Below are 26063 nucleotides of genomic sequence, written 5' to 3' on the forward strand. Positions count from 1 at the left end.
TGAATTCTATTTTACTTCCATTGAAAAAGTAGGCGCAGGCAAGCCTGCTTCGTTGTAAAGATTAGCGTGTGTGAACGGCTGATATGCGTACAAAATCGTCTTGATACGCTCGTTTTTCGGGATATTTAAAACAACTTCATTTCCTTTAATGCTGGCATTTACAGATACTCGCTTTCCATTCACCGTGACGATCTCAAACCCAATCAACGGCTTGTTATCCCGCGTCCCAAGCTTCTCCTTTTCACGGAACTCAATCGTGATTGTTTCCTCGTTCACGATTGCTTTGGCCGGGATCGGACCGTTGGCGACAACATTTTTTTTATAGGTATCATGAAGCGCCAACAAAGCGAGCCGCTCGCCCACTTCCGTTTTACGGATGGGATGCACATTTAACGAATCGCCGAAATCGTAGCTCACCGCCATCCCCGAATTCGGGATTTTCGAAAGTAATAATCGTTGTGAATTGCGGAACTCAGGCCAGTTGGGTCTATCGATGCCGGATAATTGCACATAGTAGAATGGAAATTCGTAACCCCATCTTTGCCGCCAGCTTTTGACCAGCATTTCAAAAAGCTGCTCGTGAAGCGGCACATTAAATACATTACTTTCTCCCTGGTACCAGATCACCCCCGAGATCGGGAAGTTGGTCAGCGGTGCGATGCCCGCCTGGAAGTTATATCCTGGCTGGAACGGATGCTTTTGATCACGCGATTTGGCATTACCCGTATTCACAGCGGCGCGTTCTCGGCACCAGTCCATGACCGTTGCTGAATTTTGCCAGTCACCCAGCATTCCGGCAAACTGCTGATCCTGTTTTAAAAGCGAGCGATCAATCCAGGATTCCGTCGGAGAGCCGCCCAATGCAACCTGGATCAGCCCGATCGGGACGTTTTCTTCTTTTGTTATTTTTTTACCAAAATAATATGCGATTGCTGAAAAAGAGGCTGCGGATGCTTTATTCAACGTTTTCCAATTGCCTGCAAAGAACTCATACTGATTGATTTTAGCCAGCGTAGCAGAATCCCACGCCACATTCCCAGTCGAAATTGCACCGCCCATTTTCAGCAAACGCAAATTAGGATTAAACGTACCGGTCCTCAATTCCTCCGGCCCGGTTTGCGCATCCTGCAATGCAAAACCCATATTCGATTGCCCCGAACATAGCCACACATCGCCGATCAGCACATCCTTTAAAACGATTTTCTGAGCTTGTGCAGAAACCGAAATCACATAGGGCCCGCCGTGTTTTAATGCAGGAAAAACAACTTTCCATTTCCCCGATCCGTCCGCCGTTGCATGTAGGATTTTGTTTGCAAAATCAACCTTGATAACACTGCCGGCAGTCCCTGTTCCATTCACTGCAATCGGCTTGTTGCGCTGCAAAACCATGTGATCCGAAAACACCGGGGCTAATGTCAGCTGGTTGTCTGCCGCATTCTGAGCGTTGGCAAAACCTGCTCCAAGAACAGCTAACAAGACGAAAAAGAGAATTCTGATCATTACTCGTACATGGTTAACCCGTTGAGATCACGTTCTGCGGGCATGATTAAACTGAAAATATAGCCAAAAACAACGCAGCTCACCAACCCGGTGAACGCGTACATCAGCAAGTGAATGCTGGTATACTGCTGGATCAGGATCTGCGTGAAGCAGCTGATCGCCATGCCGACCATGACGCCGCTTCCGCTTGCTTTTTTGGTAAAAATACCCAGAATAAATGCGCCGCCAATGCAGCCTGTGAACAAGCCGAGAATGGTGTTAAACTTGTCCCAAAGCGAGGAAACGCCTTTATGCGCCATATACAGTGCGATGCAGGTGACAAAAATCCCCAGCAACAATGTCGCGGTTCTGGCAAAAAACAGGGTTTGTTTTGGGGTAACTTCCGGTCTTAGTTTTTGGTAAAAATCCGTGGTTAGCAATGTCGCGGTGGAATTCATGCTGGCCTCCGTGCTGCTCATGGCGGCGGCAAAAATTCCGGCAATGAGCAATCCCGACAAACCCGCCGGAAGCTGACTCACGATATACCAGGGAAAAATATTGTCCTGATCATTCAAAGCCATATTCACCTCCTGGGGATGCTCGCGGAAGAACAAAAAAAGTAAGGTACCAATGGAGAAGAAGACCAATGTCGATGGCAACGTCAGCCACGCACCGAGTTTCAGACTTTTGATGGATTCCTTTTCGGATTTTGTTGTCAGATAACGCTGCACGGTCGTTTGATCAGTACCGTAAGTCAGCAAGTTGATCGCCAACCCGCCAATCACCACGACCCAGAATGTGGGTTCAGTGAAGTCAGAACGGAAGTCAAACACCTTTAATTTATCCGCATTGTCCAATGCTTTCATGCCGGCATTCCAGTCGTTAATGTGAAAAGGGAGGTAAAACAGACAGAACAATGCGCCCGTCGCCAGGATCAGAACCTGGATTACTTCCACCCAAATCACCGCCTCAATGCCACCTTTCACCGTGAAGAAAATGCTGATCGCACCGATCATAATGATGCAAATGTTGATGTCGATGCCCGTTACCAAGGTGAGCGCTATGCTAGGAAGCAGCACCACAATGCCCATTCGCCCGATTTGGAGCAGCACATAAAGTGCCGAAGCCATCACGCGGGAACCGTAATTAAAGCGTTTGCCCAGATATTCGTAAGCAGAAGTCACGTGGAGCCTCCGGTAAAATGGGATGAAGTAATTTGCCACCAGCGGCATCACCATAATGATGGTCATTAATAGAAAAAAGTACGTCCAATCCGTTCCATACGTTTTGGCCGGAATGCCCATGAAAGTGATGGCGCTGAGTTTGGCACCAAAAATGCTGATGCCCGCAGCCCATTGCGGGATGCGCTCCCCTCCCTTGAAATAATCGTCGGTGTTGCTGGTTTTTCCTGTAAAAAGGAAACGGCCTGCCGTCATTAACAAAAAGCAAATGCCTAAAACCGCCGAGTCGATCCAGGAGAAAAAGGGCTTGTGCTGGATGGTACCTTTCGTGATGATCGGCGTGCGGGTTCCCGGCCTGATTTCGCCGCTTGGGATGAAAATATCGTTGTTCCATTTCACGGCGGTAGTCGTCACCTGCGCCGCTCCGGGAAGCTCGCCGAGGGTTGTCCAGGCATCGGTAATGGTGTTGTATAAGTAAATGTCTTTGCTGAAACCTTCGTGAGAAGTTAAGAGAGCCACTTTTTCTGCTTGCAGCTTTTGTTTCAATTCGGCTGTTTCAGCCTTCGCGATCTCCGCATTGAACGTTTCGATCTGGTGAAATACATTGCCTTTATCACCGCCGATCAGCAATATGTACGAAGCGCCAATGGCGACACCAGTTCCGGCAGACCAGGTTGTGACCGTTTTTCCATCACCAATGTCGCTTAGTTCTTGCCACGTCTTTTTGTCAGGATCATAGCTAAAATTGCTGCTATGCAAATCGCTTATGCCGCTCATCGTCACGCTTCTTCCTCCGAGCACGTAAATCTGCGAATGCTTGCCATTGTTCTGCGACACAACAACGGAATGTGACATTGCCACCGGAAGAGAAGGTAAAATCTCCCATTTGGGAGCAGCATCCGAAAGGTTTAATGCAAAAAATTGACTGGATGGTTTGCCATTATTTTCCCCGCCCGCTACATATATCACGCTACCAATGCTGGTCGCGCCGGCATTCGCCAGCGCAACCGGCATATCCGGCAAAGACTTGAAATCAACTTCCTTTTTCGCCGCATTCCATTGCATTAGAAATGCACTTTTAATTACACCTGTTTCCAGCTCCCCACCCAGACATACAATGCCGTCAGCCACGGAAATACTCGCACCATAAGCCGCTTTTTGCTTCAACTGAGGTGTTTTTGAGGTAATCCACTCGTAGGTATCCTGCTTTTTTTGAAGCACATAAATCTCGTCGCGATATACTTTTTTGCCGCCTTCCCACGGCATTCCGTTTGGGAAATTGGCACCGCCGGCTACCATTAGTACACCGTTGTGCACGCCCGTAAATGCACCCGCAACACCCAGCTGTTTCTCACCTTCTGACGGTTGCGGCAGGTTCGTAAGTTCCGTCCACACGATCTCATTTGCCTTTTGGTCCTGGGCATGCAGGGTTGGTAGCCACATAAAATGGAAGCAAAGTAGAAAACAGAGAAAAGGAATTTTGAGCTGCATTAAAAAGTGGTTTTGGCCGTAGGCTGACCTGATTTAAATGAATCGAAATCAAGCGCAGCCACATCCGACTGGAAAGCTGCAAACTGCTCCTCGCTCATGTTTTTTACCGGCAAACGAAATTTACCACAATCCACCCCAACCACTTTCATATAAGCTTTACCGACCGAAATCCCGCCATATTTACCCAATAACCGGATCATATCAATGGATTTCTGCTGTAATGCACCGGCTTTTTCGATATCATTTTGTTCAAATGCCTCGATCAGATTATGATATAGCGGCGCAGCATAGTTGAACGTGCTGCCCACCGCGCCTTTTGCGCCCACAGCCAGCGCAGAAAGCATGTTTTCATCCCGCCCCCAAAGCATATCGTATTTGCCGTTCTTGAAATTCAGACAAGACTGAAAATCCATGAAATCTTCATGCGTATACTTGATCCCGGCAAAGTTCGGAATGCGGCCGTCAAGAACTTTCAACAGATCGAACATCGGAAAACCGACTCCCGTAAGCACAGGAATGTGATAATAGTAAAACGGTATTTCCGGCACAGTTTCGGCGATGGCGATGATACATTCTGCCAGCATTTCCACATTAGCAGGCCTGAAATAGAATGGACTTGTGAAAGAAACGGCGTCCATTCCAATCTGCTGCGCATGTTTTGCGAGCTCAATGCAATCGGCAATGCAAGTCCCGCCCAGCAGCGGCATGATGGTGAAGGTCTGATCGTTTTTCGCACAATTTGCCCATGCTTCCGCCACTTGCTTTTTCTCGGAAACTGTCAGCGAAACGCCTTCGCCGGTGGAGCCGCAAATGAATGCGCCATTCACTCCGTTTTGTTTCAGAAATTGGTAATACGCGGGTATCAAATCCAGGTTAAGGCTGCCGTCGGCGCGCATCGGGGTAAACGGAGCGGCGATCAGGCCTTTTAAATGTAAATTCATTGGTAATGTGTATTGAAAATGAAAAAATCAATTAGGTCTTGCGGTGGTGTACCCCGGCGTTTGCGCCACGAGCGGATCGTTGGTCCAGATTGCCGCCTCGATCGGCCATAAAATCCGGTAAGCCTGTGTGGATTTGTCGAGCAGTCCATAAGGATGGCTTGCACTTTTAAATATAAGTGGTTCAGCTCCAAATTTCATCCTGCGGAGGTCATACCAGCGTTTTCCTTCGTGCACAAATTCCTTGGTACGCTCCTGAAAAATCGCCAGTTCGTTGGCATCTTTTCCTGCATTTACAAATGGTTTTGGATCCTTGTCCGGGGCAAATGCACGGTCGCGGACTGGCTGGATGAATGGGGCTGGATTCCCGCCTTCCGCATTCACGATCTCGGCAAGCATCAGCAATCGATCCGCTTCGCGATACACCGGCCAGTCGTCGGAAAAATAGCGTTTGTTGGCATCGATCGTTCCTAAAAACTTCACCAATGCCGTGTTTCTGACCGTTACCACATACGGTTTTACATCCGTGTTGACTTTATAAAAATCATAAAAAGTCGCATTGCGTCTGCTGTCAGCCACATCGTAAGACTGGAAAAGGTCGAATGTGTAGGCGTACCGCTGGATCACCTGCTGCGAATTAGGAGCTGCCAGCACGAGCGGATCTACCAGGAAATTTCCAACTCCCGCACTTGCGGTCGAATCTTTGTAATGCAGCCCGTTGAAGTTGAAAGTAGAGTAAGTATATGCAGCCACGCCATTCATTTCGGCCTCTCCTACCCGGAAACGGATCGCGAAAATAACCTCGCTGTTATTTTTCTGTCCGTACGCAAATACGTTGGCAAAATTGGGAAGCAATGTGCTTCCGGTCACCGCATTCAATGCAGTCTTTGCCTCGGCAAGATCGGCGGTTGCGTTATACACTTTGGCTGACCATAGGAAAACCTCTCCTTTTAGCATCAAAGCCGCATTCGGCGACCATTGGCTTTTGTCCGTAGCCGCAGCTTGCGCGCCGAAAAGTGTGATGGATTTATTCACATCCGCCTTAACGGCCGCCAGCACATCCGCCTCGGCAGCCCGCGCTTTTCGCAAAAGCACTGCATCGGTGGTTCCATTCAAAACGTCGGCTTCCAAAACCAGCGGAACGCCGCCGTAGGTGCGCAGCAAATGAAAATAATAGTAAGCACGCATCGCATAAGCCTGGCCCAGCAGATAACTTTTCCGCGTTTCAGGCAGGAAACTAATGGCTTCTACTTTTTGAATAAATAGGTTTATTTGTAAAATAGGCCCATAAAATCCACCCCAGTTGCTCACGCCGGATGATGTTTCTTCCAGCCGCTGCTCAATGACCGGTAGCTCGTTCAGCGAAGTAGCCTGCCTGTCGATCGTGCTATAATTGCCGCCGCGCAGTTCACCAAGGCGCAGAAACTGAAACTGGTTATCACGGAACTGCTTGTGCAGGCCGACCATAAAATTGCTTACCTGCGATTCATTTTGCCAAAAATTGCTGTCCCCGAAATAATCCTGCGGCGTGAGTTCGAGCGCGTCCTGGCAGGAGCTCGCCAGCACCGAAAGCAGTGCCCAGCATAGGTAAATTCTGATCTTTTTCATCATGTCAAAAAGTGAAGTTGGCTCCGATAATTAGGGTTGTAGGAATAGTATAAGCGCTGTTTTGCGAACCGGTGCGTTCGGGCAGGCTCAGCAGTGAGTTGGTCAGATAGCCCAGGTTTTGCCCGGTCGCAGTAAATGTAAGTCCCGCGATTTTGGCACGTTGCAGCAGCGACGACGGAACGGTGTAGCTCAATGAAATTTCGCGGAATGCGAGGTAAGATGAGTTCACCCAGAACATGCTGCTCGGCCGGTCGAAGTTCTTGGAATTCAGCTGGTCGGCCCAGGTGTAGCGCGGGTATTTCGCATTTGGGTTATCAGGTGTCCAGGTATCTTTCACCAACTCGGTCGCGTTGAATTCTCCCTGGAAACTGCCCAGTGACCACATTTGCTGAAAATCCATTTGTTTGTGTCCCAAAGCAAAATCCATACGCGCGAAAAGCGAGAGGTTTTTCCAGCGGATGGTGGTGTTAAAACCGCCCGTCCACCTTGGAATGGTACGGCCCAGTGATACCATATCGCGGGTATCGATGGTATCGTTCTGATCCAGGTCTTTCCACATCATATCACCCAGCTGCGTGGAGATGTAGGTAGTTTTGTTGAGATTTTTGGAGTTAATCAATGCCGTACTCGCGACTCTTTTTCCTGCGGATGCGCCATATTGTACTTCCCCAGCGGCAATGTCGATCTTGTTGTATTTGTCCAGATCCTCGCCGGTGCGAATGATACCTTCGCTCACATAACCGAAAATCTCACCCGGCTCCTGCCCTTCCTGCAAGCCGCCCGCCCAGATCACTTTACCTGACCTCGGATCGTAAACCCGCTGGCCACCCTGACGGTTGTTTTCATTTCCGTTAAAAGGCAGTTTCAAAATCCGGTTTTTGTTCCAGGCCGCATTCGCACCGATTTGTACCGTAAAGTCCTGCTTTTGAACCGCTTTAAAAATGCCTTCCAGCTCCACTCCGCGGTTGCGCATGCTTCCGTTGTTGGTACGAATGCTGGATACGCCGGCCGATGTCGGCAGGAGAACGCTGGCTATTTTATCCGTAGTAACGCGGTTGTAAATGGCGATGTTGGTCGTAATGCGGTTGTTCAAAAATCCCATTTCCACGCCGCCTTCAAGTGTATTGCTCTTTTCCCATTTCAGGTTCGGATTGGCTACGCCGGTTTGTAAAAATCCAATGCTGCCGTTGTACGGAATTTGAGAGCCATAAGATCCCTGCAACTCGTAAACGCCGATCCCGTTGTTTGTACCAATACCAATGTTTCCATTGATACCATAACTGGCGCGTACTTTCAGGAAGGAAAGCCACTGCTGGGTCGCCGCCATAAAGTCTTCTTTATGCGCCAGCCAGCCTGCTGAGAATGCCGGAAATGTACCAAACTGGTTGTTGCCGATCAGCCGCGAATATCCGTCTCTTCTGACCGTAAGTGAAGCCAGGTACTTTCCATCGTAGTCGTAATTCACTCTTCCAAAAGCCGAAATGATGCGCTCCTGCGTGTGGTAGGAATCAATGGAGCGGGTGTTGGCGTCGTTGGTGGTCAATCCCAAATCCTGAAAATCGTCGGTGGGCGCTAACCTTCCCGCGGCACCGAATCCCTTAGTGGCTTCATCGTAATATTCAAATCCGGCCATGGCATCGATGTAGCTTTTGCCGAGAAACGATTTTTTATAATTTAAAATGGCATTGTAGGTCTGGCGGATGGTGCGTTCAAAGCTGGCAGATGAAGCTCTGTCGCGGTTCCAGCCTGTATTTGGATTGGTTGTACTCATGATCCCGATCCGGAAATCACGGTTGAATGACTCGGCTTCCGCTTCATCGTACATCAAAATCCCACCGACGCGCAGATACAAATCATCGCTGAAATCAACTTTAAATGCCTGTCCCAGCGTGAATTTGTCCGACTGGTTTTTCCTTTTGTACTTATCAATATTCAGGGCCGGATTACCGTCGCTGGCATCGCGGCCGAGGATCAGGTCGCCGTTTGCATTGGTCCCACGCATAGTTGGGGGCGCAGAAAGCATTCTTCCCCAGTAATTTGCCTCGCCGTTTTGCAGCGACTGGTCCCGCCAGTTGGCACGTGCGAAGGCCAGACTACTTTCGGATTTCAGCCAGCTTTTGATCTTGTAATCGCCATTTAATGTGAAGGTCAACCGGCGATAGAACGTACCGAGCGAAAGTCCGTCTTCATTGTAGTAGCCGAGATTGGCATAATATCCGCCTTTTTCATTACCGCCATTCATACCAATGTTGTAATCCTGCGAGATAGCAGGGGATTTGAATGCATAGTCCCCGTAATTGAAGTCTTTGTAAATCAGATCTGCATTGGTACCGTTCGGATCGTAGGCACCTGACGCATTGGTTTTAACCGGATCTTTCATGGTTTTCCAGCCGTCGTTGGCATTAAGCAGCTCACGGTTCTGATCGTTCAGCCGCATGGTACTCCATATCGCCCGCGAATCGTAATTTCCGTCGAGAACAACCCCATTTGCGTCTTTATACAAGTTTCCGGTTCCGCGCGGGCCTACGCCACTGAGCAACGAGGAAGTAGTAACTCCGTTTTTAATGGCTTCCACCACGCCCATCCGGGTCCATTTGATGTAGTCTTCTGCACTGAGAAAATTGTATGGAACATTCAGAAAGTTGATCCCTGTTTTGGATTTAAATGTAATCGAAGACGAGCCGGCTTTCCCTCTTTTTGAGGTAATCAAAACAACGCCATTGCTCGCACGCGCTCCGTAAATAGCTGTGGCAGAGGCATCTTTCAACACTTCCATGCTTTCAATATCATCCGGGTTAATGTCGCTGAGCGAGCCGCGCACCTGGCCGTCCACGACAATGAGCGGACTTCCGCTGCCGTCGAAATTGGTCCCTCCGCGCAATGTAATGGTGGCTACCGAACCCGGGCGGCCTGTTGCGGTGGTTACGCGTACCCCGGCAATCGTTCCCGCGAGTGCCTGTGCGGGGTTGGAGCGCATTCCCGTTTCCAAAACTCTGGAATCCAGCTTGGCAATGGAGGAGGTGATTTTGGTACGGCTGGCTGATCCATAACCCGTCACCACAACTTCATTGAGTGAAGAAATATCGGGTTTCAGAGAAATACTAAGCGTTTCGGATGTACCAACCGGCAATTCCTGCATCACATAACCCACCATTCTGAACTGGACCACATCGTCGGCATTTACCTGGATCGAGTACTCGCCATCCACCGACGTCTCAGTGGCAATGCTTTTGCCCTTGAGCAAAACGGTGACGTTTGGGAGAGGCTGTTTGTCATCATCGGAAATCACCTTACCGGTGAGTAACCTGCCCGACTGCGCCTGCAAAGCCAACGCAAGGAGCACCCCGGCGAGGCTTAGCAGCACTTTGAAACGCGTAATATTGAATCTCATAAAAAGGATTAAGTTTAAGAATTTGTATTATGTATGACATAATAAAGGTATGGCGATTAGGCTCTTGATTGCAAGCATCTTGCAATAATTATTTTTTATGGCCTTAAATTGATAATAAAAAAACTACTTGCAGATTGAATGAAAACCGCCATTTTTGTCGGACATAATACGCTAAACAGTTCAATGGACGATATTTTTCAGAGCATCAAGAGCATCGATACCAGCTCGCTGGTGGATAAGGTTGAGAGTAACCTGATCGCATTATTCATTGAGAAGAATTTCAAAGTGGGCGACTCCATTCCAAAGGAACTGGAACTGGCGCAATCGCTCGGCGTGAGCCGCACGGTAGTTCGGGAAGCGATGCTGCGGCTTCGGTTAATGGGATTGGTGGAGTCCAAAAAACACCGCGGGGCGGTGATCACCAGTCCGGACCTGGTTTCCATACTTGAAAAAAGCATGAACCCTAAGATCCTGGATGACAATACATTAAAGGAGATTTTTGAAATGCGTTTGTCGCTGGAAATCGGAATGGCGGATTTCATTATGGAACGGGTGACGCCGGCGGACATTGCGGCGCTCAAAGTCCTGGTCGAAAACGAACCAACTTCCTCAGACCGGATGCTTTTCCAGATCGAGCACGAGATCGCATTTCATGGAAAGCTTTACGAAATCACCCGCAACGAGACGATGAAAAAATTCCAGCGGATGCTTTTGCCCGTGTTTGATTATGTTCATAAAAGCGGATTACTGCGCAAATATCCGGCTAATGCAAACTTTGTTTCGCACAAAGGCATTGTTGAAATCATTGAAAACGGCAATTCGGAGCAATTGCGTAATGCCATGCGAAGCCATTTGGAAAATCACTTTGCCCGGCTTTTTGAAGAATTGTAATCTGATTGAGAAAAGCAGATCGGAAAGATAAATAGCAACAGCGATGAGTGCGACTCCGGGCAAAGACTATAAGAAGTACAGGTGGTTCTGGTTTTGTCTGCAGATGACGATGGGCCTGGCGGTTCTTTTTGCGACCTACAAGGTGTATGAAGCAATGGAGGAAGAAGACGAGGTCGTCAGGAATAGTCCGCTCGTTTGTATGAAGATCAACGCGAGGGAACGCGGTGCAGGGCTGCACAAATTGCCGGATATCATCTATGCCGAATATCAGAACCGCGACTACCGTTTCGAATGCGGGCGCAAATATTTCAGAAGTACGTTCGGGGTTGACAGCATTCAGGTGCATTATGACGTCGAAAAGGATATTGCGGCACTTCCTGTACTCAATTTCCCGCATTACACATTCATGCTGATCATGATGTCGGGAATGGGAATACTGATCCTGGGCGATGCAATCAGAACATTCCGAAAATATAGGAACTGAATTAATTCATGCAAAAAGACCCATCTCTGCTCAGGAGTGGGTCTTTTTGTATTATCAGCGTTTAGCTACCCGTGAAAGAAAGCTGCGTCAGACATCATTCCAGTTTGATCGTCCCGGTTTCTGCTTTGGAATAACCTTTCAGCAACTGATCGTACGTAGCGGTCAATTGTTTCAGTTTCTCGGGCTGCGATTGCGCCAGATTAGTACGCTGTCCGATGTCGGTTTTGACATTATATAACTGGTACTCTTTCGAATTCCCCAACTCGATGTTGACTGCTTTATTCACAGCCGGACCATTGTAGGGCGGAATGAGCACCCAGTCGCCCTGACGCAATGCAGTACGCGAGCTGGCTTCGAGGATCAGCTCATTTCTCCCTTTTTTGCTTTTACCTAAAAATACATCGAGGTAATTTTGGCTGTCCAGGCCTTTCACTTCCTGACCGGCCAAATGCGCCAGCGAACTCAGCAAATCCAGCTGACAAACCACCGCGTCGGACACGGCCGGTTTGATCGTACCTTTCCAATACGTCACAAATGGTACCCGGAAGCCTGCTTCGAACAAGCTGTATTTCCCGCCGCGCAAAGGCCCGGCCGGGGTATGCTTGCCAAGTTTTTCCACTGCCTCATCGTGATACCCGTCGTTGACCACCGGGCCATTGTCGCTGGTGAAGATGATTAATGTGTTTTCTAAAATGGACTCTTTTTCCAATGATTTGATCAATTCCCCGATCGACCAGTCGGCCTCGGCGATGGCGTCGCCGCGTGGCCCCATTCCGGTAGTTCCTACAAAACGCGGGTTGGGCGTGCGAGGTACGTGCGGCTGCTGCAATGCATAATAGAGGAAAAACGGCTTGCTTTTATGATCGGAGATGAACCGCTGCGCTTTTGTTAAAAACACATCCGACATCTCTTCGTCGATCCACTTCGCCTTTTTTCCGCCTTTCATATACCCAATGCGCGAAATGCCGTTGACGATACTCTGGTCGTGGCCATGGTGCCATTTCATTTTCAAAAGCTCCGGGTTTTCCTTTCCTGTGGGTTCACCCTCGAAATTCTTGTCGTAGCTCACCTGAATGGGATCATTCGGGTCGCGGCCGACTACGGAATTATTTTCAATGTAAACAGTCGGTACGCGGTCCTGGGTGGCGGCCATGATGTAGGAATAGTCGAATCCCAGCTCGTTTGGGCCCGGCTTGATCTCTTTGTTCCAGTCGGTATTGCCGTCGCCCAGGCCCATATGCCATTTCCCGACCACGCCCGTAGCATATCCCGCTTTTTTCAAAACCCTTGGAATTGTTTCCTGCTTTGTGTCGATCAATAAAGGCGCTGTTCCTGGCAGGATTTTGGCGTCTTTGTTGCGCCACGGATAAACGCCCGTCACCAATGCAAACCGGCTGGGCGTGCAGGTCGACGAAGTGGCATACCCATTTGTAAACCGTATCCCGCCATTGGCGAGGCGATCCATATTCGGTGTTTTCAATGCCGTCGCACCATAAGCTCCCACGTCCCCATAGCCCAGGTCGTCGAGGTTGATCAGGATGATGTTTGGCGGTGAAGCCTTTTTTTCTCTGGAAGAAAATTGCCAGCCAGTCGCGAGGATCAGCATTACCAGCGATAAGCTCAATCCGATCCGCTGTTTTGTTTTATTTTTTATCATAAGAAATTTAAAAATGTAAATATCGCTGAAAAGTGATCTCAAATCACCTAGGCGGGCCCTACCCGCGGCATCCAGCAGCTTTCTTTGGCCATATCGGCCTGCATAGCGCGCTGCATCATCTGCAGTTTCAGTTCCTGGTGTTTTTTATCCTGCCAAAGATTTTTGAATTCATGCGGATCCGATTCGAGGTCGAACAGCTCTCCTTCATTCGTATTCATATACCAGGTGATCTTGTACCGGCTTTCAATATAGGTTTTTTGGTAAAATTTGGTACGCTGAAAATGATTTTCCGCAATAACCCAATCTCTTACTTTCTCCGTTTTACCCAGCCAAAGCGGTGATACATCCACGCCCGTCATGGTGAGCGGCTTTTCGCGTCCGGCCAGTGTCAGAAACGATGGTGCAAAGTCCACGACGGAAATCAATGCATTGTTTCTTTTGCCCGCCGGCACTTTGTTTTTCCAGGAAACAATAAATGGTATCCGAAGATCTTCTTCCATTGCAAAACCTCCTTTGGCCGACAAATTGTGCGTGCCGATATGGTGCCCGTGATCTGTGGTAAACACAATCATGGTATTATCCAGCTGCCCGGATTGCTCAAGATGGTCGAGTATTTTGCCAATATATTTATCCATCATCGAAATCATGCCGTAATAGAGCGCCATGTCCTTTTTCTGTTTGTTCACATCTTTTTCATGACGTGTAAAACCGTGCACCGCAAAACCATCTTCGATAAATTCCTTCCCCCAGCCTGTCGGACCCGACTGGGTCATCCGGTAATGGTAGGGCATATCGTCCAGATCATCCGCCGGGACTTTGGGCAGCACCATATCCTCGGGTTTGTACATGGACGCCCAGGGTTCGGGTACCAGGTACGGCGGGTGCGGGTCAAAAAAGCTGGCCCAGATGAAAAAGGGTTTATTCCGTTTCACAGCCGCGTCAATTTGCCCGTTGGTCTGCTCGGCGATCCAGGCGTTGAGGTGATAAGGTTCCGGAATGTTCCAGGCGCCGTACTGCGCCTCGCCGATGGCTGCATTTTCTTCCATAATCTCCCGCATCCGTGCATTCGCCTCCTCAGACTTTCCCTTCTCGGGCTTCCTGAACCAGCTTTTCCAGCTTTTGGGATCTTTGCCTTCGCTTTTGAGTTTGCGCTCCATCCAGATTGCATAATGCTGTCCCACATGGGCTTCGTCCCCATGAGGTCTTGCCAGTTCTGCATGTTCGAAACCGTAAAAAGGCCCGTGGTATTTTTTCCAGAATTCCAGGTCCTGCAAAACCGGATATGCTTCCAAAGAAGGATAGGTAGCATTCCCGGCCAGAGGCATAAAATGCGCCTTGCCTATCAGTGCCGAAGAATAGCCGACCTCATGGAGGTAATTGGCGACCGTCGGGATCGTTTCCGGCAATTTGGTACCCAACGCATACGCACCATGCTGCGACGGGTACATGCCCGTGATCATGGATGCGCGGGTGGGTGTACACACCGGATTTACGGTATAGGCGCGGTCGAAAATACTGCCCGATCTGGCCAGCCGGTCCAGATTAGGCGTTTTAATGTTCGGATCATTGTAGCCCATCCGCAGCCAGTGGTGCTGGTCGCTGGTGATGTACAGAATATTGAGCTGATTGGTCACATTCGGCACCACCGGCGCCTGTTTGCCGTAGGCTTTGATATACTCCTGCTGCACCGCCGGTACATTGTTTTGAAACACCTGTGGGATAATGGCAGGCACAACTGCGCCCAACCCAAATGCCCCGATCAGACCTGCGACCCAGAAGCCCGCTGCATTATTTTTATTGATTTTCATAAAATTATTTGGCCAGATTAGGGTTCACATTCACCTCCGTTTCAGGAATGGGCCAGGTTTCATCGGTTCCTTTTCTGAATTTTTTCGAGGTCACATACCAGCGGAATGCGGGGTCGATCTTTTTCGAGGTAGTGGCGTATCGTTTGGAATCAGGGAATGCGGCTCCCCAGAAATCACCGGCCAGTGCCTGGTCGGCGACACCCCAGCGCAGTAAGTCCCACAAACGTGTTCCCTCAAAAGCCATTTCGATCCGGCGTTCCCGGCGAAGAATCGGGCGGAGGGCTGCTGCATTTGTCTCAGTGATCCGGGGTAAATTGACAGACGCTCTGCCGCGCACTGCATTAATGGTTTGATCCAAAAGTGCCTGGGTAATGGGCGTACCCGCTTCCAGTTGCGCTTCCAGGTAGCTCAGCAGTACTTCGGCGTACCGGATCACCGGGAGATTGCCCCCGTAGTCGGCGGTAAGGCTTCCGGTAAACGAGTCACTGAAAAATTTACGCAGTCCGTATCCGGTACGCGTCGCCTGTTTCGAATACGTCAGCTGGTCGACTGAACTGGCGGAATCGGGGTGGCACACATACTTCCGGCCGCCAAATGTTGTCCCGTCCCAAAGAAACGTGTAACGGAAACGGGGATCCCGATTGGCGCCCATATCCTTTGGATTGTATTTCGGACTGCTCAGCGAGAATGCAGTCCCATCGTCAAACCCATAATCATCGGCCAGGCTTCCGAGCGGATTAATAATATGCCAGCCACCGTTGATGGCGGGATACGCATGCTGCGGCATCGCATTGGGCGCCTGCCCTGCCACGTGCTGAAGACTGAAAATAATCTCCTTACTGTTTTCATTGGCTGTATTAAACAGGCCTGCATAGTCGGGATCGATGATATTCTCGCCCAGGTCGATGATCTGCTTGTACGTAGCCGCTGCATCCGCGAACCGTTTTTCACTTAGGTACATGCGTCCCAGAAATGCGAGCGCAGCCTGCTTGCTCGCCCGTCCGATTTCGCTGGCAGCCAGGGATTTCTGGCCCGGCAGATCGCTGGCCGCAGCAGTAAGTTCATCCACCACAAACTGGACAATGGCAGCTTTTGGCGCTTTTTCTACATGATTGGCCTCATCGGGAGTCAACGTTTTGGTGACCAAAGGAACTGCCCCCCAATGTTGTGACATGTAGAAATACTGGGTTGCCCGCAGGAACCTGGCTTCGGCCGTGAGGCGGCGAATGGTCGCTTCGGTGGCAGGCACCTTTCCAATGTTTTCGATAAAATCGTTGGTAATCGCGATCCGGTTGTAGGAACCTACCCAGTACCCTTGTATCACGTTGTTATTGGCCGTGAGGGTACCGTCGGTGAGTTTGTTAAACGTCGAATTATCGCCGCGGCGGTCGTATGCATTATCGGTTGCAAATTCCAGGAAAACACTCCCGAAATAGCTCCACCAATCGTTGGGGACCGTATTGGTACCATAGGTAATGCCGCCCCGGTACATGCCCGACAAGGCGATCATCGCATTGGACTCGGATGTCCAGAACACGTCTTTGGCAAATGCATTGGTCGGGAATTGCTGCAGTTGATCATCGCAGGAAAGCAGCGACAACGGGATGAATGCCAGGATTGATTTACGTGATATGTATTTTAAAATATTCATGACTTAGAATTTGATATTGCAACCGAATGTATAAGTGGATAAGATGGGGTAATACGCTCCGGTGGTATTGACCTCGGGGTCCCAGCCTTGTCTGTATTTGCTCCATGTGATCGGGTTTTCAATGCTCACATACCATCTTACCCGGTCGATCTTGACCTTGCTGAGAATAGCTGCGGGCATGGTGTAGCCGAGCTGCACGTTTTTCACACGGAGATAGGATGCATTAAGTACCCAGAAATCGGATTGTAACGTGTTGGGTGTACCGCTGTTGGTGACCACTTCCAGCCGGGGGTATGCGGGGTAACGCTGCGGGTTGGCAGGGTCGAATCTCTCCTCCATTTGCCAGCGTTGAATATTTCCCTGGTTAAAAAACGCGACACCGGCATAGTTGTTCAGCTGTCCTTGCACTCCGCCCGTTCCCTGCAGGAAGACCGAAAAGTCAAATGCTTTGTATTTCAAATCCAGGTTGAAACTGTACGTGTATTTGGGGATCCGGCTGCCCAGGTAAGTCCTGTCGTAAGTCGCGTCGACCTTTCCGTCGGGTACTCCATTAGGCCCGCTGATGTCGCGGTAACGGATGTCGCCGGCTTGCGCACCGGGAGTAATGGAGGTCTGGTTGGGCCATTGATCTACATCCTGTTTATCCTGGAACACACCGTCGGACAGGTAACCATAGTACATTTCCATGGGGTAGCCATTGAAAAGCGTCGAGCCATTTCCGACCAACCCATTGGGCTGCTGTACGTTGCCAAGTCCCAGGGAGACCACTTTATTCTGAATGATCGAAAGGTTGCTGCTGATCGAGTAGTTCAGCTTTCCGATGTGGTTCCGGTAGTATCCGTCAAACTCCCAGCCTTTGTTCTGCGCCTCCCCGGTATTGGTTTCACTTATCGCGACACCCAAAACGGTCGAAACGCTTGCGGAAGGTTTAAAAAGAATGTCAGTGGTATTGCGATTGAAGTAAGTGACATTGAAGCCCAGTTTTCTGTTGAAAAACTCAGTTTCGATCCCCACATCCGTCGTTTCCGTCGACTCCCATTTAATGTTGGCGTCTTTATAAGTCGAATAAGCCGCTCCGGTGGTGATCGCGTTTCCGAACGGATAATTTCTGCCTGAATTAAGTACCGTCTGATACGGGTAGTTACCGATGTTCTGATTACCTAAAATACCCCAGGATGCTTTCAGTTTAAGGTTTGATAACCAGGTAGCGCTTTTCAGGAATTGCTCCTCCGAAAGTCTCCAGCCGGCAGCCAGGGAGGGAAATACAGCATATTTATTATTGTCGGGAAAACGCGAGGAACCGTCGTAGCGCAGGGTAGCTTCAAACAGGTATTTATCATCTCTGTTAAATTTCAGACGTCCGAAATACGACTGGATCGCCCACTGCTCGGCATACCCGTTTACCTGCTGATTGTCCGCGCCGCCCATGTCAATGGCCGTGTAATCGTTGCTTGGGAAGGACTGCCGGAAACCCGACATATAATCGCTCTGCTCATTCTCAAAAGAATAACCCAGCAGAAAATCCACCGTGTTTCTCCGGAAGGTTTTCGAATACTCTCCGATAAACTGCAGGGTTTTATAAATTTCCTTGTTCCGGTCCTGGTTCAGGGTAGACTGTGCCAGGTTGAAGTTTGCATTGAGGCGCTGGGAAGCATTGTAGGATACGCGCTCCAGCAATGCAAAATTGTACCCGCCTATCGCTGAGAAGTTCAGGCCTTCCAGCGGTTGCCAGTTCAATTTCATGTTTGTCGACAACCGGTTTTGCGGGTTTTTGAAATAAGAAGAAGACGCGATCCACGAAACAGGAGTACCACCGCTCTCCGGCCCTACGCCAAAGTCCCCATTCGAAGCCTGGCCCAGATAGACGGCCGGGTACCTAACCGCATTTTGAATCAACTGATCCGTAAGTTCACCGCCTTTGTTGCCCGTAGCCTGCGGTTCGTTACGCTGCTGCGACGAGGCACCGATTCTTGTTGTTAACCTGAAGTTCTTGCCCAGTTCATTTTCCAGGTTCAGGCGGACGTTGTACCGGCTGAAATCATTCTTTGGAATAATCCCTTTTTGATTGATATAACCACCCGACAAAAAGTATTTTGCACGCTCATTGCCTCCATTAATGCTAATGGTATGGCCCGTCTGGATGCCGTTTTCCGAGAAAAGTTTATCCAGAAATTTGGTGTTGGGAAAATTGTCCGGGTCACTTTGCGAGCGGTATTTCTCAATATCTTCCGCAGAATAGGTTTTGGTCCCGGACGCGATATTGAACATTTCCGCATATTCCCAGGAATTCAGGAAGTCCGGCAGCTTCGTCGCTTTGTTGAAACCGACATATCCATTGTAACTAATCTTTGCTTTGCCCGGCCCCCCGTTTTTAGTCGTCACCAGGATCACTCCATTGGCCGACCGCGCACCGTAAATGGCGGCTGAGGAAGCGTCTTTCAAAACAGAAATAGACTGAATGTCATCCGGACTGATGTCATTGAGCGTCCCCGGAATTCCGTCCACCAAAACCAATGCATCAGGAGTGGCGCCGAAAGAACCCACACCCCGTACACGTATGGTACCTTGGTTTGCTCCCGGGCGGCCCGAACCTACTGTTACGGTAACCCCGGGCATTTGGCCTGTGATGGCATGTGCAACCTGCGTCACCGGCCGGTTTTCAATGGCATCCGAGCCGATCTGCGAAACAGACCCGATCACGTTTACCTTCTTTTGTTCCCCGTAACCGACAACCACGAGCTCTTTGAGTAACCGCTGATCAGAAACAAGCGTAACATCCAGATTACTTCTGTTTCCGACCACAATTTCCTGGGTAACGTACCCGACAAATGAGAAGATCAGGGTGGAGCTTGCATCCAGGCCATCTAATGTAAAAGTACCATCGCCGTTTGATGAGGTTCCCTGGCCTGTTCCTTTCAGAAGGATGCTCACGCCAGGGATACCCTCCCCTTTTTCGTCGATGATCTTGCCGCTGACCGTTTGGCGTGCATAAGCGACACCGGTGGCCAGGACGAAAGCAAATGTGAGGGCGGCCCCGAGCAGCAGGCTGGCCGCCTGTCTTTTCAGGGTAAATAATTTTGATCTAAAATGTAGACACATGGGTTAAACAATTAATACTAGTTAGTCTAGCAAATATATAGAAAATAGAGACTAACGAAAGACAAAAAAAGGTTTGGCTGAGATAATCCGGCAGGCTGACCTGGATCAGATCAGTTTCAAATGCATCAAAAGTAACGTGATGCTACCTGGTATATGCTGATAATGAGCCTGATGGGCATATCAGGCTTGATAAGTATGCGGCGAACGATGGCCGCATACCATTTGAAGATCAATAATTTCTTTAATGCGAAGGGTAAGGGTTTGTCACAACAAGTATATTCCAGGTTACTTGCCCCTGCTCCTCTTTTTAAAAGCTGCTTTCAGGCCGTCCAATGGGTTTAATCCGGTTTTACCGGGGGTGAGCCACGCTCCTTCCCCATTTTCGTTCCAGGCATAGAGCAAGCCTATCCGCTCTGCGGTCATGCGGTTTGGGTTCGCATTCATCCAGTTGATCAGGCCCCTGACAGACGCTTCGGCCGATTTGGCAGAAAATCCGGTGAAGTATGGACGCTCCTGATATTTGTTTTTGTCGTTGGACCAGGGCCGTGGATCCCAACCCATGGTGGATACCGGAATGTACGGTTTCTTCACGGAGCTACCCAGTTTGGTCCAAAGCCGCTGCTCGGCAGCTTGCAAAGTGTCGATCGGAATGGCCTGATCTTTCCCGATAAAACCGACACTGTGGTAATTATAACCTGTAATGACATCCGCCCCGGCCTCTTCGGCCTTCGCAATGCCGTCGGCAGAACCTGCACAAACGGCAATCGTAGCACCTGCTAATCCGGCCTCCCTGGCACTCTTCCTGAGCTTTTCAAATGCCTCGCTCACCGCCAGGCCGGAGCCAAAGTTTTTGAGTAACGATGCGCTTTCAAAGAAAATCAGCAGTGGCTTTTTATCCACTTTCAGGTACTGGGGATTTTTAAATTCCTCCAACCATATTTTGGTGAGCTTGTCCCAGTTCTCCGGCCCCACGTCGAAGCCGCCATGGTTAGCCACCAAAAGACAATATTCAAGCTTCTTCACATTTTTGGAAGATTTATAGAACGAGATTGCCCTGTTTTCCGGCAGTTCTTCCACGGTTTTACCGTTTCGGTGATACCAGCAAAAACTAAAAAAAGAAAGACCCGCATCTGCGGCGAGCGCAATCTGCTCATCCACAATATTCTGCGTGCTGGTCACCCAGCCCCAGACTGGCTCCCGATCGGGATAATTGGCTTCCAGGTCTTTGGTAATGTGAAACGTCGTACCGCTCCATCCATCAAAGTAGTAAGCGCCGATTTTATTTTTCCCTTTTTGTGCAAAAGTCGCGCCTCCTCCGTCCAGGATCAGCGTAGTTAGAAAACAGAAAGTAAAGAGGTTTAGGAATTTCATGTCCGGTGTTTTGTGATGGTTATTTATCCGCAGGTTTAGTCCGGGATCGGTCTTCCGATTGTTTGATGAAATCAATCCCTTCAATGCCAAATTTGGACGAGTCCTCCTTCGTCTTTTTATAAAAGGGAGAATACATACTGGCTGTTACCGTCTTCTTGTCAATATCAAAAGACAGTAACCGGATGTACCCGCCGCCAAGATCTTCGTTCTGATAGTTTTGCAGGATCTGGTACACAGTGTTACCTTTTTCACCCTTGTCCACTTTCAATGCCGAGCTCATCACGTGGCCGCTGAGCACAAAGCGGATGTTTGAATATTTTTTTATTAACCTGTCAAACACCACCTGAGGGCTGAAATCTCCGTAACCTGCAGTGCTGGAGGCAACTTCACCTTTGGGTGTGAGGTGATAATGGGTGATGATGATCACGTTGTAATTAAAAAACGCTTTTACTACATCCCCGGCCCAGTTGATCGGGCCCATCCGCGGACAGAATTCCAGGCTGATCACCAGCCAGTTCGTGTCACCGACCTTGAATGTATAATACGCATTGTCACTTTTTCCGGCCTCATATCTTCCCCGCTGATTCGAAAAACGGCTCACAGGGAAATAGGAGTTGAATTTTTCAGTCTTCCGCAGATTTTGGTTCACATTACCCGGGGCCGCGCTGCCGCTGTTGAAACCGACCGCCTCCGTATCGTGATTACCGAGCGCGATGGCATATGGAATGTGATTCTCGTCAAATGCCTCATATCCTTTGCTGGCAACCTCGTAATGGTCATAATTATCAAAATTGACGAGGTCGCCCACGTGCAGGACCATGGGAATGTGAAGGGAATCTTTGTGATCCACCACCCATTTGATCCGGCTGTCGAACATCCTGTGGTTACCGCCAACCTCGCTCTGGGTGTCGGGAAAAACAGGTATCGTGAATTTTTGGGCCGTGCCCGGAAAAGCCAGCGCAACGCCGAGCAGGGGCAGGAGAAATGCTTTTTTTATTTGCTTCATTTTAGATCAGGATAAACAGGTGCAATATTCAGTGAGCTATTTGACTTTCTTTTTCTGATCCTTTACCACCTCTTTCACAACTTTCAGATACTGTGCTTTCGGATCACCTTTCGTGGGGACCAGATACCCGCCCTCTCCCAGTTCGTTCCAGGCATAAATGAGCAGCAGGCGCTCGGGAACAGTCTGGTCGGGATGTTCATCCATCCATCGCACCGCGTCCTGAAGAAAGGTTTTGAACTGGCCCGGCGTACGTCCGGTGTAATACCAGCCCTGCTTTGCCCCTCCTTTTCCGTTTCCGCCGGCATCTTCCCAGGGACGTTTATCCCACCCCGCAATCACGGTAGGAATGTAAGGCTGCTGGCTTGTGCCCTGCCATTTGGCGCGTTGCGCATTTGCGAGTTCCTCGTATTTATGTTCTTCGTGACCAGACGAATAACCCGGCACTACATTGTAATGCGTGGTAACCTCGAAGTTCTTACCCTCGGTATTCCCGCATCCCGCGATGGTCAGTCCCTGCTTCAAGCCCTGCTTTTTTGACACTTCCTGCATTTTTGCAAGCGACTCATTTTCTATTCCTTTTGAATTAAAAATAACCACCATCGGCTTCCCATTCACCTGCATATACTGCGGATCGTTGAAATACTGCATCCAGTGCCCGGTTGCCTTTTCCCAGTTATCGGGACCGACTATTTCAGCCCCCTGATGATTGGCTACCAATAAGGCAAATTTGATCCTGTTCTTGTTTTTTGCTTTGAGGTACCGGTTCATGCTTTCGTGGCCGGGAAGTTTTGCAATGGCTTCAAGATTGATCGGCCCCTGTGTATCTCGCCAGTACCAGCAGAAAAGGAAGAACTCCACACCATTGTCCGCAGCCAGGTCGATTTGGCGTTCCATGATCTCCTGAGAGTCATTTCGCCAGCCCCAGACAGGCTCGCGGTCCGGGAACTCGTCCAGCATTCTTTTGGTAACCTGGCGGGGCGCATTCTTCGCCCAGGGTTGCGTGGGATCGTCTGCCTTGGCGTTCTTGCCTCCCCAGCCGTCGTAATAATAGGCGCCAACTTTAACCGGCTTCCCGGCAGACTGGGCCATTGCCGGCAGGTCTAAACAAAACAAGATAACCAGCGCAGCCGAAAAGCTGCTCAAAAGTGATTTTTTCATAGAATAATTACTAATCTGCGTTCCGGGGAATCGTTATTGGGAAATTAAAGGTGTGAACAGCTCCATGACCACTCCCCGGTCTCTTACGACCAGCGTATCGGTGGCCGTGTATTTCTTGCCTGCTTCGCTGAATTCATAGGTCAAATGGATGGCATCACGCTTTTTATTGCCCCAGTTATCCGCATCGTCGAGGAATTTGCCGGTGCCCGTAATTACTCCCGAAGTGCCCGCTGTACCCTGGACGGTACAATTGTCTCCATTGAAAGTCAGAAGCATACGCAGGGCTCCGGTCATGCCTTTGGAACGGATTACCCCGTCTACCGCAACCTTATTTTTAGCCTTCGTATTCAATGTCCATACTTCGTCTTTTTCTACGTACTGCTGACGGTACACATTGGTTTCCAGTGCTTTGCCCGCCGAATCGATGGTACTTCTTCCCCGGTGAAAATAGCTACCATGAAAAGGGTTCACATATTTGACGGCAAACATGGTAAAGTCTTTTGGCACCACTTCCCAGTTGGCAACAATCCTCGGATCCGGACGCTCCATGGTTGATTTACCTCTGAGCAACGAGTCGAGATTCGCGACTTCCTTGATGCGGACCGGCAATACGTACGCCAGCCTGCTGGCCAGTGTATCATCAAAAAAATCGTCGGATAACTGCACTTCGATACTGCCATTGAATTCTCCCGCCGGAATGATCAGCTGATTGGCTGCGCTCAGTTTGTAATATTTTTCGGGAAGCGGGTACATGGGTTGACCGGTAGAAGCGAACCGGGCCTGATTACAAAGGCTGTTGTCGACTTCAATGGTAAAGATCCGGTCCTTATCGTTCTTGTAAACGCCGCCCATCGCTGCTGAAATCTGAAATTTGTGGGCATTGTCGTTCGTATTATCGTAAATATAGTCACCCAGCACGAGTGTCCGGATCGGATATTGATATGGGAAATAACCAGTGGTGTATTCAAAGTCGGGGAATTCGATCTCCTGGTTTTTGCACCCTGTCATGATCGCCAGAAGAACCAGTAGGAATGATATCTTTTTCATAGTAAAAATGATTTGATTGTCGTCAGTACGCGGGACGTCACCATCCTTTGTTTTGAAGAATAGCCGGATATTTTACGAGTTCTGTCTGCGGTATGGGGCCATAATGCATGTAATCATTGTTGAAGGCACGTGGCTCCACATCCACGACGGTGTAAATTCCATTGCGGATGTTGACGCCCCTGGCTGGTTCGGTGAGGTTGCTTTTCCAGCGGCGCAAGTCCCAGAACCGGAATCCCTCAAAGCATAGTTCGAGGCGGCGTTCGTTGCGGATCAGCTCTCTCATTGCTTCTTTGGAGTTGATCGTGGCCAGGTACGGATCGGCTTTGGGTATGCCGGCGCGGGCACGTATCGCTGCAACAACATCCCTGGCAGAAAAGCCCCACGTTCCCGCTCCGGTTGGCCCCCAGGCTTCATTGGCTGCCTCGGCATAGATCAGGAACATCTCCGTGTAGCGCATATGTGTCTCGTAATGTTTCTGGGTAGTAGTCGAAACCGGGTTCAGATTGACTTCTTCCACAAGCAACTTTTTGAGATAGTAACCGGTGCGCGTCGAAGACTCAATGGAATCCTTCGCGTTCACACCACCTCCAACCTGCGTTTTAATGGCGTTCCCGGAAATTGTATTCCCATTATAGATGATGTACTGGCGCAGCCGGGGATCGCGGTTCGCATAGGGATTGGAGGGATCAAACAAACTTGCTGGATTTGAGATCGGGTATCCGTTAAGCGCAGGAAATGCATCTACCAGGTTCTGTGTCGGGTTCACATTTCCTTTACCAAAAAGTGAGGGAGGAAAATTGGCGGCCTCGCGGGTATTGCTGGCCACCACCGATCTGCGCCACAAAATTTCCTTTTGGTCAATGGGGGCGGCGGCCGAAACATTCAGTACATCCACCAGTGATTTCTGATAAAACCGGTTCCCGTTCGGGTCCAGGCCGGATATTCCTCCAATGCTTTCAATGACTGCGCCCGCATAATTGGCTGCGTCTGCCCATTTAGTCTGATCCGTATTAAAAGCCGGGCTCGCGGCCAGCAGCGCCACTCTTGCTCTCAGCGCTTTTACCACTCTGGCGCTGATCCGCTGGTTGAGCTCTGCGCCAAAAACGATATTGTAGTTTGTAACAGCCACCTTATCGTACCCGGCAGGAAGCTGGCTTGCACTCGTGACATTGATGTAATCGTTCATAGTCAGGTAGTTCAGCGCCTGATCGATATCGGAATAAATGCGTTCAACAGATTGTGCGAAAGTTGCCCTGGGAATATTGAAATTCGCATTTACATCCAGAAATTGATCATACAACGGGATGCCGAGCATTTGGCCATCCGCTCCCGGACCTGCCACTGCAACCAGCAAATGATACTGAAGCAGCGCCCGGAGCGCAAATGCCTCGCCCTTAAAACGTTGCGTGTACAACCAGTTCAGTTCAGGTACCGAACCTTTCCAGTTGACGGTGTCGATCAGGGTAGTGAACTGGTTCACGGTCTGGATCCCAGAAATGCAATTGCTCCACTGGTCTACCGGATTGTAAAGCGCCGACCATTGGCCGGTGGCCATTCTCAGGTAATCGTTGAGCTTGTTGTTACTGACGGCGTCATCCGTTGCTACCTCATTGAAGATGAGGTTGTTGGTTGGAATTTTGGCATACGCGTTCATTAAAATACCCTCAGCATAAGCTGGGTCTGCGTAAACCCGCGCGAGGGTACTATGGTTGTCATCGACAGGTTCAAGCAGCGTACAACCTGCCATGGCGCCGGCAAAAATCAAAAACAATATATGATTGATCGATAATCTCATGATTTTTC

At 49.6% G+C, this 26063-nt stretch carries 16 protein-coding genes; 2 read left to right on the top strand and 14 right to left on the bottom strand.

The genetic code is table 11. The annotated features are described in order from the left end of the window. Positions 1-6 precede the first annotated feature (6 nt). From LZG72_RS18790 to LZG72_RS18810, 5 genes are read right to left on the bottom strand one after another with little or no spacing between them, the layout of a single operon-like run. Complete coding sequence (locus LZG72_RS18790) at positions 7-1500, bottom strand: sialate O-acetylesterase (protein ID WP_233875958.1); 1494 nt, start codon at positions 1498-1500, stop codon at positions 7-9. Beyond that, positions 1500-4103, bottom strand: a complete 2604-nt coding sequence (locus LZG72_RS18795; RefSeq protein ID WP_233875959.1) for a sodium:solute symporter family transporter — start codon at positions 4101-4103, stop codon at positions 1500-1502. The genes LZG72_RS18790 and LZG72_RS18795 overlap by 1 nt, the downstream gene beginning before the upstream one ends. Positions 4104-4150: 47 nt before the next feature. Further along, entirely contained in the window at positions 4151-5092 is a 942-nt protein-coding gene (locus LZG72_RS18800) for a dihydrodipicolinate synthase family protein (RefSeq protein ID WP_233875961.1), read from the bottom strand. Positions 5093-5119: 27 nt separating this feature from the next. Beyond that, positions 5120-6697 carry a RagB/SusD family nutrient uptake outer membrane protein gene (locus tag LZG72_RS18805; RefSeq protein ID WP_233875963.1) on the bottom strand — a complete coding sequence of 526 codons (1578 nt, stop codon included), beginning with the start codon at positions 6695-6697 and terminating at the stop codon, positions 5120-5122. Positions 6698-6701: 4 nt separating this feature from the next. Further along, positions 6702-10088: a SusC/RagA family TonB-linked outer membrane protein gene (locus LZG72_RS18810; protein WP_233875965.1), complete on the bottom strand. Its 3387-nt coding sequence runs from the start codon at positions 10086-10088 to the stop codon at positions 6702-6704. Positions 10089-10226: 138 nt separating this feature from the next. Between LZG72_RS18810 and LZG72_RS18815 the strand changes: the two genes are divergently transcribed. Both LZG72_RS18815 and LZG72_RS18820 read left to right on the top strand, forming a co-directional pair. Further along, positions 10227-10979: a FadR/GntR family transcriptional regulator gene (locus LZG72_RS18815; RefSeq protein WP_233875967.1), complete on the top strand. Its 753-nt coding sequence runs from the start codon at positions 10227-10229 to the stop codon at positions 10977-10979. Between the two features lie 43 nt (positions 10980-11022). Continuing rightward, positions 11023-11463 (top strand): hypothetical protein, encoded by a 441-nt coding sequence (locus LZG72_RS18820; protein ID WP_233875969.1) that lies wholly within the window; start codon positions 11023-11025, stop codon positions 11461-11463. A 94-nt stretch (positions 11464-11557) separates the two neighbouring features. Here LZG72_RS18820 and LZG72_RS18825 read toward each other — a convergent pair whose 3' ends face one another. From LZG72_RS18825 to LZG72_RS18865, 9 genes are all read right to left on the bottom strand, one after another. Then, positions 11558-13120 carry an arylsulfatase gene (locus LZG72_RS18825; RefSeq protein WP_233875971.1) on the bottom strand — a complete coding sequence of 521 codons (1563 nt, stop codon included), beginning with the start codon at positions 13118-13120 and terminating at the stop codon, positions 11558-11560. Positions 13121-13167: 47 nt separating this feature from the next. Next, positions 13168-14928 carry a sulfatase gene (locus LZG72_RS18830; RefSeq protein WP_233875973.1) on the bottom strand — a complete coding sequence of 587 codons (1761 nt, stop codon included), beginning with the start codon at positions 14926-14928 and terminating at the stop codon, positions 13168-13170. A gap of 4 nt (positions 14929-14932) precedes the next feature. Beyond that, on the bottom strand, positions 14933-16579 hold the full coding sequence (locus LZG72_RS18835; protein ID WP_233875975.1) for a RagB/SusD family nutrient uptake outer membrane protein: 1647 nt from the start codon (positions 16577-16579) through the stop codon (positions 14933-14935). 3 nt (positions 16580-16582) lie between these two features. Continuing rightward, a complete protein-coding gene (locus LZG72_RS18840; RefSeq protein ID WP_233875977.1) occupies positions 16583-19678 on the bottom strand; it encodes a TonB-dependent receptor in 3096 nt (1031 codons plus the stop codon). 285 nt (positions 19679-19963) lie between these two features. Further along, entirely contained in the window at positions 19964-21049 is a 1086-nt protein-coding gene (locus LZG72_RS18845; RefSeq protein ID WP_233875979.1) for a glycoside hydrolase family 99-like domain-containing protein, read from the bottom strand. Positions 21050-21068: 19 nt separating this feature from the next. After that, complete coding sequence (locus tag LZG72_RS18850; protein ID WP_233875981.1) at positions 21069-22055, bottom strand: metallophosphoesterase; 987 nt, start codon at positions 22053-22055, stop codon at positions 21069-21071. 36 nt (positions 22056-22091) lie between these two features. Beyond that, complete coding sequence (locus tag LZG72_RS18855) at positions 22092-23213, bottom strand: glycoside hydrolase family 99-like domain-containing protein (RefSeq protein WP_233875983.1); 1122 nt, start codon at positions 23211-23213, stop codon at positions 22092-22094. Positions 23214-23246: 33 nt separating this feature from the next. Further along, positions 23247-24260 carry a DUF5627 domain-containing protein gene (locus LZG72_RS18860; protein ID WP_233875985.1) on the bottom strand — a complete coding sequence of 338 codons (1014 nt, stop codon included), beginning with the start codon at positions 24258-24260 and terminating at the stop codon, positions 23247-23249. 37 nt (positions 24261-24297) lie between these two features. After that, the gene (locus tag LZG72_RS18865; RefSeq protein ID WP_233875987.1) at positions 24298-26055 is read right to left on the bottom strand and encodes a RagB/SusD family nutrient uptake outer membrane protein; all 1758 of its coding nucleotides are present in this window, start codon (positions 26053-26055) and stop codon (positions 24298-24300) included. Positions 26056-26063 lie beyond the last annotated feature (8 nt).

Origin of the sequence: Dyadobacter sp. CY323 (assembly GCF_021390245.1) — a bacterium.
Lineage (GTDB): Bacteria > Bacteroidota > Bacteroidia > Cytophagales > Spirosomataceae > Dyadobacter.

Excerpts from the sequence above, each read along its gene's own strand:
- LZG72_RS18790 (WP_233875958.1), bottom strand. The coding sequence starts at position 1,500 with ATGATCAGAATTCTCTTTTTCGTCTTGTTAGCTGTTCTTGGAGCAGGT.
- LZG72_RS18795 (WP_233875959.1), bottom strand. The coding sequence starts at position 4,103 with ATGTGGCTACCAACCCTGCATGCCCAGGACCAAAAGGCAAATGAGATC.
- LZG72_RS18800 (WP_233875961.1), bottom strand. The coding sequence starts at position 5,092 with ATGAATTTACATTTAAAAGGCCTGATCGCCGCTCCGTTTACCCCGATG.
- LZG72_RS18805 (WP_233875963.1), bottom strand. The coding sequence starts at position 6,697 with ATGAAAAAGATCAGAATTTACCTATGCTGGGCACTGCTTTCGGTGCTG.
- LZG72_RS18810 (WP_233875965.1), bottom strand. The coding sequence starts at position 10,088 with ATGAGATTCAATATTACGCGTTTCAAAGTGCTGCTAAGCCTCGCCGGG.
- LZG72_RS18815 (WP_233875967.1), top strand. The coding sequence starts at position 10,227 with ATGAAAACCGCCATTTTTGTCGGACATAATACGCTAAACAGTTCAATG.
- LZG72_RS18820 (WP_233875969.1), top strand. The coding sequence starts at position 11,023 with ATGAGTGCGACTCCGGGCAAAGACTATAAGAAGTACAGGTGGTTCTGG.
- LZG72_RS18825 (WP_233875971.1), bottom strand. The coding sequence starts at position 13,120 with ATGATAAAAAATAAAACAAAACAGCGGATCGGATTGAGCTTATCGCTG.
- LZG72_RS18830 (WP_233875973.1), bottom strand. The coding sequence starts at position 14,928 with ATGAAAATCAATAAAAATAATGCAGCGGGCTTCTGGGTCGCAGGTCTG.
- LZG72_RS18835 (WP_233875975.1), bottom strand. The coding sequence starts at position 16,579 with ATGAATATTTTAAAATACATATCACGTAAATCAATCCTGGCATTCATC.
- LZG72_RS18840 (WP_233875977.1), bottom strand. The coding sequence starts at position 19,678 with ATGTGTCTACATTTTAGATCAAAATTATTTACCCTGAAAAGACAGGCG.
- LZG72_RS18845 (WP_233875979.1), bottom strand. The coding sequence starts at position 21,049 with ATGAAATTCCTAAACCTCTTTACTTTCTGTTTTCTAACTACGCTGATC.
- LZG72_RS18850 (WP_233875981.1), bottom strand. The coding sequence starts at position 22,055 with ATGAAGCAAATAAAAAAAGCATTTCTCCTGCCCCTGCTCGGCGTTGCG.
- LZG72_RS18855 (WP_233875983.1), bottom strand. The coding sequence starts at position 23,213 with ATGAAAAAATCACTTTTGAGCAGCTTTTCGGCTGCGCTGGTTATCTTG.
- LZG72_RS18860 (WP_233875985.1), bottom strand. The coding sequence starts at position 24,260 with ATGAAAAAGATATCATTCCTACTGGTTCTTCTGGCGATCATGACAGGG.
- LZG72_RS18865 (WP_233875987.1), bottom strand. The coding sequence starts at position 26,055 with ATGAGATTATCGATCAATCATATATTGTTTTTGATTTTTGCCGGCGCC.